Source organism: Cronbergia sp. UHCC 0137 (assembly GCF_034932285.1).
GTDB lineage: Bacteria > Cyanobacteriota > Cyanobacteriia > Cyanobacteriales > Nostocaceae > Cronbergia.
The window spans coordinates 75,638-90,842 of record NZ_JAYGHC010000007.1 but is presented as its reverse complement, the minus strand read 5'-3'; the positions used below and the strand labels follow the sequence as shown (position 1 = coordinate 90,842).

Here is a 15,205-nt window from a genome sequence, read left to right as displayed (position 1 = left end):
TTCTGCCTCCTGCCTCCTGCCTTCTGCCTTCTGCCTCCTGACTCCTGACTCCTGACTTTATTTCTTCGGTAATTCTTTACCAAACAATGTCCGGTACATTAACCGATAAATATCTGTATTATCTATTGTACCATTGAGACGTTGAGCATTTAGTCCGTGGGCTTTAGATACTATTGCTCCAGCATTATCACCGAAACCAGACCATGATATGGCAAATGGAAAGCGTTGACCTTGTTTGTTGGGTGCAGAAACAAAGGGTAAACTGCTAGTTCCCTCTTTTCCATCCCAAGGTGCGCCATTTTTACCTGTTGCTGGTAAAGGTTGATCTAAAGGAAATTCTCTTTCTGTTGCTCCTACTAATTCTAACCCGCCAGCGTCACTATCAGCCGCAGTCAGTAACAATGTTTTGGGGTTTTTCTCTATAAACTTCATCGCTACCCCAATGGCATCGTCAGCACGTTTTAAGGCTGTTAAACAACCGATCGCATTATTATAGTTACAGAAGTTATCGCTTCCCTCTTCTTCTAAGACTATCAAGAAGTTTTTACGCTTTTGGGACAATATCTTTAATGTTACATCCAATTGTTCGGCGACTGTGGGCGCGGTGGCAACGTATAGGGGTAAACTTTGCTTTTTCAGGTTTTCTTCGGTGTCGTCGTTGTAGGTGTCGTCAGCCGCAAAAATTCCTAAAACTTTTTTGGTGGTGGCTGGTAGTTTGAGTAGTTCGTCACGGTTGTAAACGACGGTATAACCTTTCTTTTTAGCCAATTCTACTAAATTTAACCCATCGGTGCGTTGACTTTGGGATTGGGTGGCGTGTCTTCCGGCTGTTCCTTTGGGAAGATACCAAACTTCTCCTCCTCCTAAAATTATATCTGCACCAGATTCTACTATCTGTTTGGTGATGTCTGCAAAGTTGCCACGGTTGGCTGATTTGGCTAGAAATGCACCTGTTCCTGGTTCGGGGATGATGCCTGAGTTAATGATAGCTGTTGATTTACCAAGAGCGATCGCTTCTTCCATAATTGTCTGAGGTTTCCCAGATAGCGCTACCAATGGTTTACCGTTTTCATCCAATCCGAAGGAATTAGCATTTACTTTTATTCCTATTGCGTGGGTAACAGCACCACCATTGGAGGTTGCGGAAAGTTGATTTTTCATGTGTCCCAGGTAAACTGCCAGATTTGACATTTTATCCCAATTCAGTCTATTATCTGGACCTTGAAACAGTATCCTTGTTGCCCCCCAATGGGCTGCACTTGTACCGTCTGGATGAATGAAGATGACGTTACCTTGGCCAGAACCTCTGCTGGCTAACATTTGGGGTGTGTAGCTCAGGAAAATTACTAAAGATAAGACTATCAAACCGATAATGATTTTGGGCGATCGCTGTAACATTGCTTTACTTTAAATTTTATTACGTCAATATTTACATCACTGAGATTAAAGTTAGAACAACTTAAAGGTTAAGAAAACAAAATTCTGACGCTGCATTAGTTTTGACTTTTGACTTTCGCTTGGCGGTACTACCCTTTTCTTTCCGAACCAGAAAAACCAGGAAAATTAGATGTTTTGAAAGGACTGCTAGAAATAGCTTGTACAGGACAGGTGGGGATACATTGTTCACAGACAATACAGCGCGATCGCGTGAATGTCAGTTTATATGTTTCTGGATTCAAGGTCAAGGCTTCCGTTGGACAAACCCCAGTACACAACCCACAATCAACACATACATCCTCGTCAATTGTAATTTCACCTAAATTATTAGATACATTAATATTTTGCGATCGCATCCATTCAATTGCTGCACTGACCTGATCAATATCTCCCAATAGTTCCACCACCAATTGACCAACTTGATTAGGGGCAACTTGAGCGCGGATAATATTAGCAGCAACATTAAAATCCTTAGCCAGTCGGTAAGTGACAGGCATTTGAATTGCACGTTTGGGAAAGGTTAAGGTAACTCGTTTTTTCACTATCTTAGGAGGGAACAGGGAACAGGGAACGGGTAACGGGTAACGGGTAACGGGTAACAGGGAACAGGGAACAGGGAACACAACGACAATTTTTAACGCCCACCTACTTAGAACTTGCTTAATAAACCTAAAACTGAGATATGTCAAGAATTTGAAGGTTAAAAGGGTGAATCAGGTGCAAGGAATAAGGGTTAAAACTACCAAAAATCTATCACTTGACCAGATTCAAGACTATCTTCTCTTCTTCTAATTCTTCCTTCTGACTCCTGACTCCTGACTCCTGACTCCTAGCCCTAACCAAAAGACTTTTCCAGCAAGCCCTACTTACCATCCTATTTTAAAATCTAGCTTATTGCGGCTATTCTCAGGACGCAGATTGTGTAACAATAAGCCGAACGCCTACAATAATATCTATAGATCGTGCAAGATACTGAATCTATTAACGACCTTGCAGCTGCATTACAACAGCCCTCGGATTTATCCTTTGAACTGCCTGATCCAAATGATGAACAGATTTTAGAGTCTGATTTTTTAGAACAGCTAGATGTGGCTTGGCAGGTGTGCGATCGCTTTGATTTGCAAACCGAAATCTGGCGGGGGCGGATTTTACGATCAATCCGAGACAGGGAGAAAAAAGGCGGTGACGGCAGAGGTACCGGTTTTCTCAAATGGCTCAAGGAACGGGAAATTAGTAAAAGTCAAGCTTATGGTTGGATTCAATTAGCCAACAGTGCGGACACTTTGATCGATGATGGCAAACTAGCCCCCGAATCGGTAAGTAATTTTAGCAAACGGGCATTTGTCGAAACAGCTAAATCGTCCCCAGAAGTTCAACAGATGGTGAGTGAAGCAGCCCAAAAGGGCGATCGCATCACCAGGCGCGAAGTCCGTCAACTCTCCGATGAATGGACAGCCATGTCTTCAGATTTATTACCTGAAGAAGTCAGAGCAAAAGCCGCAGATAACAGCCTTCCACCGCGCTACATTGCCCCTCTGGTGAAGGAAATGGAGAAACTGCCAGAAATGCACCAAAAGGTCTTACAAAAGGAAATAGCGGCTAATCCTGATGTAGATACTTTAAAACAAGCTACTTCTGAGGCTCGTCAGTTGGCAAAATATTTGCAATCAGCGGCTCAAGTTCAGGCATTAATTAAGGAAGAAGTGGATATTGAAACGGCTTTAGAAGAAGCGCAACGTATTGGCTGTTTGAGTATTGCGGCTGATTTGGTCAATCAAGCATCTCAAATCGAGCAGACCATTGGTAAATTGTATATGACCTGGAAACGCATTGGTAATTTAGCTGATCGATTGTATGTAGATACTGGTGCGAGTACACCCCATTTGCGATCGCTCCTCACCTGTATAGAACCCCTTGGTGGCGAAATCATGGAACTCCAACTTAGTGGCGCAACTGAACACACAGTGCGTCTACAAATTCAAGAAACTTCATAGTAAATTGTGAATTGTGAATTGGTAATTGGTATCTCCAATGTAGAGACGTTCCATGGAACGTCTCTACAAAAATACACCTACAACAGTGATTAATTCTGCTGAAATTTTTTGGATACCCAACTACTAATCCCACTGACAAGCGCCCCACCCATGAGGATGCCAATGGCTGGGTTAAATAAGGGTATCCAGAGTTTATGCCACAAATCTAAGCCCAAGTTGATTCCTGAAGCATTACCAATAACTGCTACTGCAAACCAGCCAAAACCTAATAAAACTAAGAATACGTCAGCAACTAAAATCAAATTTAGCCAATTTAATAGTTTTTCTTTCATAATTTTGTCAATTTCTCAGATTACTCATAAAATACCCAGATCCCCGACTTCTCAAACAAATCGGAGATTACAGCAGATTGCAGATCAATGAGGTACAGAATTTAAATTGAACCCTATACACAAAGCCAGTTTTTCTCCTGACTCCTGCTGTATCTCCTGAGTATTTTACATTTACTAATTACAAATTATTCTTCAAATAGCCATTTCTTAACTTTGATTAAACTTTGCCAATCAGGTTTTCTAGTTAAACCATCTTCAATGCTATTTTTAACTTCATCTTGCCATTCTTCATTGACAAAAATTAGCTGTTGTGCTATGTCGATGTGTTGACGTAGACCTTTTTGTCCTGTTTCTAACATAGCCAAGGCCAGATTAATTCTAGCTTGGGGGTCTTGGGGATTTAATTTAACAGCTTTATTGGCGGCTGTGTAAGCTAGTTTGCCTTGATTATCTAGGAGGTATAACCAAGCCAGACAAACCCAGGCTGAACTGCTTCTAGGAGAGCGATCGCACACTTGTTTAAATACAGGAATAAGCGATGATACCGATTCCCCAGCTTTATAGCGTTCTAAACCCGTATCAAACAGGTCTTCAATTGTTTGAGTCATTGATCATTAATCATTTATCATTAATTATTAGTCAGTTGAGTAGAGCAACTGACCATTGATAATATTACACTCCGAAAGATTTGCCGCAACCGCAGGTTTGAGCAGCATTGGGGTTAGTAAATTGGAATCCCCCACCGATCATGGCATTGCTGTAATCGAGCATTAAGCCATAGAGGTATAATAGACTTTTGCGATCGCACACAATTTTGAAGCCGTCATAATCAAAAACTTCATCCTGTGGGGTGATCTTGCTTGTGTCTTCAAAATCCATCATGTAAGACATCCCAGAACAACCGCCCTGGCGTACTCCCACCCGTAAACATAAATCCTTGCCCTGTGTGCTTTGAAGAGATTTAACCTGGTGCAAAGCCGCTTCAGACAATAAAATTCCGCGCTGTTGAGCCTGAGTCGCTTGTGTCATTTGCTTTTCAACTCCTTAACTGGTCTAACTATTAACCTTTACAGCGTTTTAATGCCTCCGGGTTAATCTTAATGTTTTTGTATTTATTTTAGCAACATTCATCAGAAATTGGTAATTGGTAATGGGTAATGGGTAATGGGTGATTCATTTCTTCCCCTGCCTCCCCTGCCTCCCCTGCTCCCCCTGCTCCCCCTGCTCCCCCTGCTCCCCCTGCTCCCCCTGCTTCCCCTACTTCCCCTGCCCCCTGCCCCCTGCCCCCTGCTCCCCCTGCCCCCTGCCCCCTGCCCCCTGCCCCCTGCCTCCTTTTCACATACCAAATTGTAAAGACTCTGTTAAAAGCGGCCAAAGATTTTTATTCTAGAATTGAGAGACTCGGTGTATTTAGAGATTAGATACATTTGAGTAAAAATTTCGGTCATTCCCGAACGTTTACTTCTAAAATAGCTTCCTTTGATTAATTTAATGTATGACAAGTTTTAATCGCTCTACCAGCCGTCGGTTGAATAAATTAACCCAAATTCCTTCTATATGGGAGGGCGATCGCCGTCCGCTATCATCTTCATCACAAAATCAACACCAAGATAAAGAAGGTCAAGGAGACTGTATTTTGTGGGTAGATGGTTCTCAGGGTTTAGTGCTGGGGATGGATATGGTATCTCCAGATGTAGGGCCAGAGGCGATCGTTCGTACCCTAATGCGAGCAATGGAAAGCCCACAAAGTCCTGCTAAACCTGCTAGACCTCAAAGAATTGTGGTACGAGACCGAGAAATTCAATTTTATTTGCGGGGTGTACTGCAAGATCTAGACATTACTATCGACTACACCCCAGAGTTACCATTGATTGATGAACTATTTCGCTCTTTTGCTGAGGTCATAGATAGCCAAATTCCTGACTTACCTCCACAATATGCCCAAATTCTACACAATAAGGCTTTGGCAATTTGGGAAGCAGCACCTTGGGAATTTTTGGAAGAACAGCAAATCTTGTCTATAGAAATTAATAAGTGGGATATAGGTACACTCTATGCTTCAGTCATGGGAATGCTGGGGATAGAATACGGAATTTTGCTATACCGTTCAGAAGAGTCTCTCAAGCGGTTTCGTGAATCGGTTTTAAGAGAAGAGGAATCAATGCAAGATTTAGAAGAAGCTTTCCTGAAACAAGATTGCTTGTTCCTCACTTTTGAATCGGCCGAAGATATCAACGAAGACGAAGTGGAAGATTTAGCAGATTTAACTTTATCAGAAATTGAACCTACTTTCGGCAATATTCACCCGTTAGAAGGATTACGTTCTGTTTTGTATGAAGAAGAAGCATTGATCGCTTTGGTATCTATTGAAAGCTTACTACGCTTTATCCATGACCACCAACAACAGTTGGATGAAGAAGATTTTCCCAATCTGAGCGATCGCTATCGAATTGCTTTACCAAACCCAGATGAAAATAATACATCTGTTTCTGTTACTGTTTCTACTATGCCGCAGTTAGCAGCAGAATTAGAACAAATGGTAGATTTTGAAGAAGAAGATGATGATGATTTTAGTTCCTCTGTCTTAGATTCCTTACGAGATGACTTAATTCCCGAAGATTCCTTCCTCAGTTTGGGTGTAATTCCTTGGGAATTGTTAGACTATTTACGCCAAGAAATTACCTATCAAAGAATCGGTGAAATTAAGCCTGTGGGTGATGGATTCCCGGTGGTTTTAGTTCAAACTTCCCGTCCCAAAGCTAAAACTGTGATTGAAAGAATTGAAGAAACTGGTGGTTTAAAAGCAATTTGCTTTAATCCTGGTACTGATTCATTTAATGGTAATTGCTATGATTTAGGTTTATTACAAACACAGAATGATGAATTGTTCTTGTTTGGGGAATTTTTAGATGATGATCCGGTTCATATTGATGCTAGAAAAAAATGGAATCAGCGATGTAAACAAACCAAGGGTTATTGCGGTTTAATTATTGCTAAGGGACTAACAGGCGCTTCTCGCGGTAATCCTCAATTAAAAGATATGATGGCTGTATTTGAAGCGCGATCGCTCTACCCCAAGGATTTAGGATTGGGTACTCTCCAATTAACACGAACAACCTAAACTAAGCAATTAGTCATTCTTTTGATTCTCGATGTATTGCTTAATAATTAAAATAGGCACACCACCAACATTTGAAACAAAATAGCTATTTGTCCAAAGTGTTGGCAGCCTACTTTTTAGCCTAGAAAACTCATGTATCGAATTAATTTTGCAATTCCAAACGGAGGATCTACTGCGACTAATATTATGTACATGATCTGGCATTATAGCAACCGCCAAGGTGATTAGGACATCAATTGTTGTAAGCCATTGATGAAACTCTTTTCACAACAGGCAGGGTTTTAATTCTATGCTCCTGACTCCTGACTCCTGCTATACTCCATCTCGCTTTTTGCTTAGAATTATGCTGAAGCCAATGAAGCCATCCAACCTAAAATAAAAGCAGGAATAACGCCAAAAAGAACACTCAAACCTACAGGAATCCCTAGACCGACCCCAAATAAAGTAATCACAGAACTAAAGGCAATGTTACTTAAATAAATAACTAAAAGAAATCCTAACTGTCGATTTGATAACACAATAGGCGTTTTCTTCCACAATAATGCTGCCATTGTCATAAATATGACCCCAGTTGCAATCCAACCAAAGAAGTTTCGGTAAGGTGTACCAAAAAAGGAGCCGGTTTGCCCAAATTGCCAGAAGGGATAAATGCTTTGGCTCATTGCTGGATCAAGAGTAAAATCCCAAGATGTTAGGAGTATTGCCCCAATGAAAACACTCAAAATTGGGCATAAAAAAGCAGTAAAAGTTCCCGGTTTAATAGTTGCATCAATGGCTGCACGAGCCAGCAAATAACAGGTGAACCCCATATAAAACCAGGAAAGGGGAATGGTGAAGGGAACAAGTCCTGCCACTTTATAACCCAAACCGCTTAAATAGCCATATTCACCAAAAGGGAAACCAGTGCTAGTGCCTAGTAATTCACTCCCCAACGATAAAACAATAGCCGGGATCATAAAAGACAGCCATTGCTGTAGTCCCATTGTTCTATAGGCAAAAATTGCTACGGCTACTGTCCCTAAGAGGATGTTGATTGCTCCACCCGCAGACATTGATAGGGCAAAACTATTTTGCCCAAATGTTCCCAAATCCGCAAGTAATTCTGGATGGGGTAGGATGATCAGTAACCCCACTAATCCAAAAATAAATGTACCAATATGACTGGCAAGGAAAAAATTCTGTAAATTAACAAGTTGCTTCATAAGAAACTCTAACCGTATCGAAGTCCCAAAGTATTTTAGCTGGAAAGAGGCCGTATCCTTCTTGAAGACAAGGATCAAGCTGACAAAACTATTTAGATCAGCATTGATTATTGAACCATTACTTCACTGATACAAGCTAGGTTCAATAGTCGATTTCTCTTGCGTGATTGTGCTATAATAACACTCAAAGATTAAATTTTATAACAATAATGAACAAAAAAGTGAAAATAGCTTATTTATTACAAGAGTATAAAGATTGATTGGGGTTAGGAGTCAGGAGTCAGGAGTCAGGAGTCAGGAGAATAGAAGAATAGAAGAATAGTATTAAATCTGGTCAATTGATAGGTTTTTGCTAGTTTCAACGCATTGTCCACGATATGCGGATTTTGGTGGGCATTGCCCAACGGGAGAAAAACAGATGGCTGGTAAATTAATTGTCTTTGAAGGGGTGGAAGGCTGTGGTAAAACTACCCAAATGCAACTGTGTAGTCAATGGTTGGAAAGTCTTGGTGTATCTTTAATTGTGACTCGTGAACCAGGGGGGACGGAGTTAGGTTGTGATTTACGTCGGCTGTTGTTAGAAAAATCAGCGAATAAGCCAGTAGGGGAAGTGACAGAATTGTTATTGTATGCTGCTGATAGGGCGCAACATATAGAACAAGAACTAAAACCCAATTTGGCGATAGGAAAATTTATATTGTGCGATCGCTATACTGATTCTACTATTGCTTATCAAGGTTACGGTCGGGGCTTGAGTATAAGTATTATTAATCAGTTAAATTATATTGCCACTGGTGGGTTAGAAAGTGATTTGACAATCTGGTTAGATGTAGATCCAGAAGAGGGATTAGCCCGTAAATGTCAAGGGGAAGCCGCACTAGACCGCATTGAACAGGAAACGATCGCTTTTCATCGTCTTGTGCAGCAAGGATATAGTGAGTTAGCTAAGTTTTACAACTCTCGCATTGTTCGCGTCGATGGTAGTTTGAGTCAAGAGGTTGTACAAAATAACATACAACAAATTTTGAGCGATCGCTTTTTTAGTTAGTGATGTTTTCGCCATTAATCGGACAAAAACACGCCATAGAATTACTCACCCAAGCTGTTAAACAAAACCGAGTTCCACCAGCTTATCTGTTTGTCGGGGCTGAAGGTGTGGGAAGGAGTTTAGCTGCTAGATGTTTTATTGAATTACTCTTTTCTGTTTCAGTTGAACCCCAGGAAATTCCTATTTTACACAACCGTATCCGTCAAGGTAATCACCCGGCTTTATTGTGGGTACAACCTACTTACCAATACCAAGGACAAAGACTTACAGCCACAGAAGCAGCGGAAAAAGGAGTTAAACGCAAAGCACCACCAGTTATTCGTCTGGAACAAATTCGAGAAATTACTCAGTTTCTTTCCCGTCCACCCTTGGAAGCCCCCAGAAATGTGGTAGTGCTAGAACAAGCGGAAACTATGGCTGAAGCAGCGGCCAACGCTTTACTAAAAACTTTGGAAGAACCGGGACAAGCGACGTTAATTTTGATTGCACCTGCACCAGAATCGGTTTTACCAACTTTAGTTTCACGGTGTCAACGTATTCCATTTTACCGTTTAGATGCTGCCTCTCTTGCTCAAGTCTTGACAAAAACTGGTCATGGGGAAATTTTGCAACATCCCCAAGTGTTAAATATCGCATCTGGTAGTCCAGGGAGTGCGATCGCTTCTTACCAGCAACTACAAACCATCGACAATAGTTTACTACAACAAGCCACAAAAATCCCTACTTCTTACCGCAACGCCTTAGAATTAGCCGAAAAAATTAATAAAAATTTAGATACAGAAGCGCAATTATGGTTAATTGATTATCTCCAACAATCTTACTGGCAGCAATTTAAGCAACCAAAAATCATTGAACAGTTAGAAAAAACTCGTAAAAATCTACTTTCTTATGCTCAACCGCGTTTAGTTTGGGAATGTACATTTTTAGCATTATTTAGGATTTGCTGATAGTGTAAAAGTTTTGGGCGACTAGAAGTCGCTACTACACAGGCCAAGTCCACCTCCGTGGACTAATGAAAAATCAAGGGTTTGAAACCCACGGAGGTGGCCTTCCCTACGGGAAGCCGCTGCGCGTCATGTCTTTGTAGCCGCGACTTCTAGTCGCCAAGGCTAGTCGCCAGGGCTTTTAAAATTTAACTTCCCAGCAAGTATAAACTGAGTAATGTTCCACTATTCCAAAGACTGTGGAGTAAAATCGGGGCTAAGAGGTTGCGCGATCGCGTATAAACGACCCCTAAAACCATCCCCAAGGCACTGAGAGGCAGAATTTCTGATAGGCTGAGGTGAGCAGCAGCAAATAAGATACTACTAGCTAGAATCGCTGCCCATACAGGTACATAACGGGTGAGGGAGGGTAATAAAAAGCCACGAAATAGCACTTCTTCAAAGAATGGGGCTGCGATCGCTGCTGTAAAGAAAAATATCCCTAACGCTATCCCATCTTTGCTTTCTAACGCCAATTGTAACAGAGGATTACTGCCGCCTTGCCCTTGCCATAATTGTTGATTAATCAATGACACTATCACCACAATTGGTAAAGCTGTGCAGTAGCCCCCCAATCCCCACCAAAACCAATTACCTTGAATGTTGAAGCGAAACCAGTTTTCTGGTAGGGGAAAAAATCTTTTAATCGAGAAATACAACACCGACAGCGCCCCCGATGCCACTAACACGTAACTCACCAAAACATAAAAAGCTTCAGAACGGGCATTACCTGCGAGATGGGGGATTGGTAAAATGCTTAACAAAGTAGGTATAAATAGTTGTCCCATCAGGAAAAATCCCAGGACAAAAACCTGTAAAATTGTTTCAACATTCCAAGGGGTTGACCAACGCTGATCATCATTTTGAGCCAACACAGAATCTTTCCCTTTAACCAAACGCTGACCCAGTAGAAAAAACAGCAGTAACGCCCCAATAAAAGCCGTCAAGGTGGGTATTGTGCCAATTATGGTTAATTTGAACACTGCTTCAGTGGCGGCTTGTTGTTGTGCATCTTGAACCGCTAACAGAGCATCTGGACGTTGTTGGAGTTGGTATAATTCAATTAAAGCAGTGGAACGAAACCAACCGTTTAAATTCTTTTGAATCAGTTGTTCAGCATTGGGTAGCAGTTTAGGGGGATTATTCCACAATCCACTCAGCACAATAGCAGTTTTCTCTAATTCAGTAACTTGTTGCTTTTGTAATTGACTCCAAGTTTTCAGCGCCTTATCTGTCTGTCCTTGTTTTGCTTGTAAAATTCCCAGTTGCAAATCTAATTCATCCAACAATTTTTCTAGCTTGCTGATAGATTTTTGTAACTGTTTTTCCTTAATTACTTCAGAGGTTTGAATATTGGGTAGGGGTTTGGGAGGTGTGGGTACAGTCACATCTAGGGATGTTTGGGGTGGGTAAAGCTGACGCTGTTTTGTTAATTCTGCTTTGGCTTTATCCAAATTAGTCTGTACCGACTGACGTGCCTCTAGATACTGTTTGGTGGCATTATCTAAGGGATCTTCACCTATTATCGCTGCTTGAATTAACTTTAAATTTTCGTCGTTGCTTTGTTCTGGTTGCCAAGCTTGAGCTTGTAGCACAATATTGGTTTGATACAGTTCCAAACTACTTTGAAATTGTGGTTTTTGCCAACTACCAAATAAGGACAATCCAGATAATAGAATTGCTAACAGTGTCAATCCAAATAGAAGCAACCGCTTAATTGTCATAAGATAACTCGAAGGGAACAGGGAACAGGGAACAACTCAAGTTGCTAGTTATTAATTTTTCGGATATTTTCTAATCTGTAGGGTGCGTCAGACAGAACAATTTAGGCTAAAATCACTAATTTTAAGTTTCTGACGCACCGTACTTCATCTAACTAGCAACTTACGTGAATAGGGAATAGGGAGATTTTACTTTTTGTTACATAATTTCCGTATTTCTCAGTCCAGGTACTTAAACCGTGCGTAAGTTCTGCAAGTAACCGAGATAGGGGTTGAGGAACATTCCCCCCTTTCCTCTATTCAGCATTGAGGATTTTTGGTACTCTAAAAAAGTCGCCTTCCTGTTGTGGTGCATTGCTGAGAATAGCTTCTCGTTCAGGATAGGGTTGGAGTATATCTTCTCTGGTTACGTTGCTGACATCAATTGCCCTTGTAGTTGGGGCAACATTACTGACATCAAGCTCACTCAGTTGTTCGACATATTCGAGAATACTACCCAATTGGGTGGTAAATTGCTCCTCTTCTGCTGGTGTTAATTCTAAACGAGCGAGATTGGCAACTTTGCGGACTTGTTCACGATCTATCATAATTTTGTTAATAATCAGTAGTCATTAGTTAATCTTAAATTACTAATGACCAATGATTGATCAATTAAAAGAATACGTCTATTTGCGATCGCCCTGTGGTTTTTAGCCAGTTTTGAGCTTCAATGTAGTTATTGGGAGCCATGCGTACTGCTCTAATCCAGTAATCTGCTGCTTGGTCAAACAGTGCTTCCCCAGCGTCGTTATCCCCCTCTTCCTTGGCTTTTTCCCCTTGGTAGTGATAAATCACGGCAATGTTATTCAAAGCTTGGGGTAAACGAGGATTTAATTCAATCGCCTGGTGATAAAATTCTAAAGCCTTGGTATGGTCGCCATTACTGGCATAAATTAACCCCATATTATAGAAGATATAACTCCTATCGTTGGTATCTTCTTCTAGGGTTAGGGCTTCTTCATAATAATCTAGTGCTTCGGCATATTCCCCTTCGGCCTGGGCTGACATCCCATCTCGATAATACACGAAGGCTTCCTTAGCTTTTCTGTTAGCTGGCAAAATCTTGAGAATGATATCTGCCATAACTGTAAAGGATTTGTCAACAAAGTTATCGTTTTTCTGTGTTCTTGGCATATTTTTCTCTATGATGGCTCAAATAAACTAGATTTTTGGGCGTTGCTGAATTAGTGCCTGACTCCTAACTCCTGACTCCTAGCCTAACCAAAAGACTTTTTAAGCAACACCTACTTATTCTCTATCAATTTCAATGATTTTTTGCCGAGATGACATACCAGATTTAATTGTTATATGAGATTTGGGTACATCAAATTTTTTTGCCAGTATTTTAATTAACTCCTCATTTGCTTTTCCATCTATTGGTGGTGATTTTAAATGTACAGTTAAACTACCGTCTTCCTCTTCTGCTATTTTCTGTTGTTTAGAATTGGGTTTTACTTTGACTTTTTTTTGCATATTCTCTGCCGTTTAAAAGCATATTGATTAATTTAACCGCAAAGACGCAAAGAAGGAATAAAACTTGATTTTAGGCTAATTCATCCATTTTTTTAGCTAGTTCTACGTCCAAATTACTAATAGCGTTACCTATATCATGGGTAATCAGACTGACTCGGACTGTGTTATAAACATTTAACCATTCGGGGTGGTGTCCCATTGTTTCGGCATAAATTCCTACACTTACCATCCAACCTAACGCCACTGGGAAGGATTTAAATTTATATTCTTTATATAGTTTACCTTCTTTGATTTGCCAATTGGGTAAGTTATTTAAAGCTTGTTGTAATTCTGAATCATTGAGTTTATGTTTGCTCATTGGTTCTGTCAATTTTATTTAAGTTTTAATTTCTACCAGTTTAACATATTGGGTTAATTTAACTCGATCGCTATTTTCAGCTTACAGATCAGCAGTCAGTAACAAAAGTAACTCAAAGAGGGCGATCGCTCTTTTATCCTCCCATTTATAAAAATAATTGCAAATTAATAGCAACTTATCAAGCTAGTAAGCTAGAAAATAAATACAAGCTATTCACAATAAATTTTAATTAAAATACTAAGCCATCCCAGATCCAAGATCCATAAAGCTTGCAAAAACAGGACTTTTAGACGTTTAACTGTACCTTTGAAGTTTTGTAATCCCTAATACAATCTAAATCTTCATAAAACTTTACTATCAATAAATGATAATTACTTGCAATTAATCTGATAGTATATTTCCAGAGTTTATTGATATCTATAGTCAATAATTCAACTACCTACCACAACCATTCCAGGAAATAACACCATGACAAGCATGGCTGTGCAAACCACCGACACACATCCTTGGTGGTCAGGAAACGCCCGATTAACAAACCTTTCAGGGAGACTGTTAGGCGCTCATGTTGCCCACGCAGGATTAATAGTCTTTTGGGCAGGTGCCACCACCTTATTTGAACTTGCTCGTTTCCAAACATCCCAACCAATGTACGAACAAGGCTTAATTCTCCTACCGCACCTAGCAACCCTGGGCTGGGGCATAGGAAGTGGAGGTCAAATTTTAGACACTTACCCCTACTTTGTCATTGGCGTATTACACCTGATTAGCTCCGCCTTTCTAGGCTTGGGAGGAATATATCATGCCCTACGGGGTCCCGCCATCCTCGAAGAGCGATTTTCCTTCTTTGGCTACCGTTGGCAAGATAGCAACAAAATGACAACCATATTAGGTATTCATCTAATTTTGCTAGGTTTAGGAGCCGGATTATTAGTAGCCAAAGCCCTATATTTCGGTGGTTTGTACGACTCCAATATGCAAGAAGTGCGAATCATTGCTCACCCAACCTGGAACTTTGCCATAATTTTTAGCTACCTATTTGGCAGTCATAAATACTGGATTGCTGGAGTTGACAACCTAGAAGACCTAGTTGGTGGTCATTTATGGGTAAGTATGATCTGCCTAGCCGGAGGAATTTGGCATATTAGCACCGAGCCTTCCCCCCTAGTGAAACGGCTCTTCATCTGGTCAGGAGAAGCATACCTCTCCTACAGCTTAGGAGCATTAAGCTTAATGAGTTTCATTGCCACCTATTTTGTCTGTGTCAACACACTCGCTTACCCCATAGAATTTTACGGAACACCATTAAATATTGGCTTTGACCGTTTTCCCTACTTCCACAACGGAGACTTACTATCCTCCCGCGTTTGGTTAGCAAATGCTCACTTTTGGCTCGGCTTTTTCTTTCTCCAAGGCCATCTATGGCACGCCTTACGGTCAGCAGGTTTTGATTTTCGCACAGGAAAAGTCCTACGCCCAACTCGTGGAGAAGTAATTTAA

The 15,205-nt window shown here is 40.8% G+C and carries 18 protein-coding genes; 5 read left to right on the top strand and 13 right to left on the bottom strand.

Annotated features, from left to right (window positions below):
- Positions 1–57 precede the first annotated feature (57 nt).
- Together VB711_RS05135 and VB711_RS05130 are read right to left on the bottom strand one after the other, a co-directional pair.
- Complete coding sequence (locus VB711_RS05135) at positions 58–1,398, bottom strand: alkaline phosphatase (protein ID WP_323284664.1); 1,341 nt, start codon at positions 1,396–1,398, stop codon at positions 58–60.
- Positions 1,399–1,526: 128 nt separating this feature from the next.
- Complete coding sequence (locus VB711_RS05130) at positions 1,527–1,979, bottom strand: NIL domain-containing protein (protein WP_323284663.1); 453 nt, start codon at positions 1,977–1,979, stop codon at positions 1,527–1,529.
- 420 nt (positions 1,980–2,399) lie between these two features.
- On the opposite strand from VB711_RS05130, the gene VB711_RS05125 reads away from it, so the two are divergent.
- The gene (locus VB711_RS05125; RefSeq protein WP_323284662.1) at positions 2,400–3,431 is read left to right on the top strand and encodes a hypothetical protein; all 1,032 of its coding nucleotides are present in this window, start codon (positions 2,400–2,402) and stop codon (positions 3,429–3,431) included.
- A gap of 89 nt (positions 3,432–3,520) precedes the next feature.
- On the opposite strand, the gene VB711_RS05120 is transcribed toward VB711_RS05125, so the two are convergent.
- The 4 genes from VB711_RS05120 to VB711_RS05105 form a co-directional block, all read right to left on the bottom strand.
- Positions 3,521–3,763, bottom strand: a complete 243-nt coding sequence (locus VB711_RS05120) for a hypothetical protein (RefSeq protein ID WP_323284660.1) — start codon at positions 3,761–3,763, stop codon at positions 3,521–3,523.
- A 185-nt stretch (positions 3,764–3,948) separates the two neighbouring features.
- On the bottom strand, positions 3,949–4,371 hold the full coding sequence (locus tag VB711_RS05115; RefSeq protein WP_323284659.1) for a hypothetical protein: 423 nt from the start codon (positions 4,369–4,371) through the stop codon (positions 3,949–3,951).
- A 64-nt stretch (positions 4,372–4,435) separates the two neighbouring features.
- Entirely contained in the window at positions 4,436–4,792 is a 357-nt protein-coding gene (locus tag VB711_RS05110; RefSeq protein ID WP_323284658.1) for an iron-sulfur cluster assembly accessory protein, read from the bottom strand.
- Positions 4,793–4,880: 88 nt separating this feature from the next.
- The gene (locus tag VB711_RS05105) at positions 4,881–5,102 is read right to left on the bottom strand and encodes a hypothetical protein (RefSeq protein WP_323284657.1); all 222 of its coding nucleotides are present in this window, start codon (positions 5,100–5,102) and stop codon (positions 4,881–4,883) included.
- 156 nt (positions 5,103–5,258) lie between these two features.
- Between VB711_RS05105 and VB711_RS05100 the strand changes: the two genes are divergently transcribed.
- Positions 5,259–6,884, top strand: coding sequence for a DUF6930 domain-containing protein (locus VB711_RS05100; RefSeq protein WP_323284655.1), 1,626 nt, complete (start codon positions 5,259–5,261; stop codon positions 6,882–6,884).
- A 9-nt stretch (positions 6,885–6,893) separates the two neighbouring features.
- Here VB711_RS05100 and VB711_RS05095 read toward each other — a convergent pair whose 3' ends face one another.
- Entirely contained in the window at positions 6,894–7,103 is a 210-nt protein-coding gene (locus VB711_RS05095) for a transposase (protein WP_323284653.1), read from the bottom strand.
- Positions 7,104–7,225: 122 nt separating this feature from the next.
- Positions 7,226–8,086 (bottom strand): gamma-carotene 1'-hydroxylase CruF, encoded by an 861-nt coding sequence (gene cruF, locus VB711_RS05090; protein ID WP_323284652.1) that lies wholly within the window; start codon positions 8,084–8,086, stop codon positions 7,226–7,228.
- Between the two features lie 418 nt (positions 8,087–8,504).
- Between cruF and tmk the strand changes: the two genes are divergently transcribed.
- Together tmk and VB711_RS05080 are read left to right on the top strand one after the other, a co-directional pair.
- A complete protein-coding gene (gene tmk / locus VB711_RS05085) occupies positions 8,505–9,134 on the top strand; it encodes a dTMP kinase (protein WP_323284651.1) in 630 nt (209 codons plus the stop codon).
- A 2-nt stretch (positions 9,135–9,136) separates the two neighbouring features.
- Positions 9,137–10,081, top strand: coding sequence for a DNA polymerase III subunit delta' (locus VB711_RS05080; protein WP_323284650.1), 945 nt, complete (start codon positions 9,137–9,139; stop codon positions 10,079–10,081).
- Between the two features lie 185 nt (positions 10,082–10,266).
- Here VB711_RS05080 and VB711_RS05075 read toward each other — a convergent pair whose 3' ends face one another.
- The 5 genes from VB711_RS05075 to VB711_RS05055 form a co-directional block, all read right to left on the bottom strand.
- On the bottom strand, positions 10,267–11,841 hold the full coding sequence (locus tag VB711_RS05075) for a type II CAAX endopeptidase family protein (protein WP_323284649.1): 1,575 nt from the start codon (positions 11,839–11,841) through the stop codon (positions 10,267–10,269).
- Positions 11,842–12,134: 293 nt separating this feature from the next.
- A complete protein-coding gene (gene gatC, locus VB711_RS05070; RefSeq protein WP_323284648.1) occupies positions 12,135–12,425 on the bottom strand; it encodes an Asp-tRNA(Asn)/Glu-tRNA(Gln) amidotransferase subunit GatC in 291 nt (96 codons plus the stop codon).
- A gap of 64 nt (positions 12,426–12,489) precedes the next feature.
- Positions 12,490–13,011: a photosystem I assembly protein Ycf3 gene (locus VB711_RS05065; protein ID WP_323284647.1), complete on the bottom strand. Its 522-nt coding sequence runs from the start codon at positions 13,009–13,011 to the stop codon at positions 12,490–12,492.
- Between the two features lie 114 nt (positions 13,012–13,125).
- Positions 13,126–13,350, bottom strand: coding sequence for a DUF167 domain-containing protein (locus tag VB711_RS05060; protein WP_323284646.1), 225 nt, complete (start codon positions 13,348–13,350; stop codon positions 13,126–13,128).
- A 70-nt stretch (positions 13,351–13,420) separates the two neighbouring features.
- Positions 13,421–13,708 (bottom strand): 4a-hydroxytetrahydrobiopterin dehydratase, encoded by a 288-nt coding sequence (locus VB711_RS05055; protein ID WP_323284645.1) that lies wholly within the window; start codon positions 13,706–13,708, stop codon positions 13,421–13,423.
- Between the two features lie 468 nt (positions 13,709–14,176).
- Here VB711_RS05055 and VB711_RS05050 point away from each other — a divergent pair, with 468 nt between their 5' ends.
- Positions 14,177–15,205, top strand: coding sequence for a chlorophyll a/b binding light-harvesting protein (locus VB711_RS05050; RefSeq protein ID WP_323284644.1), 1,029 nt, complete (start codon positions 14,177–14,179; stop codon positions 15,203–15,205).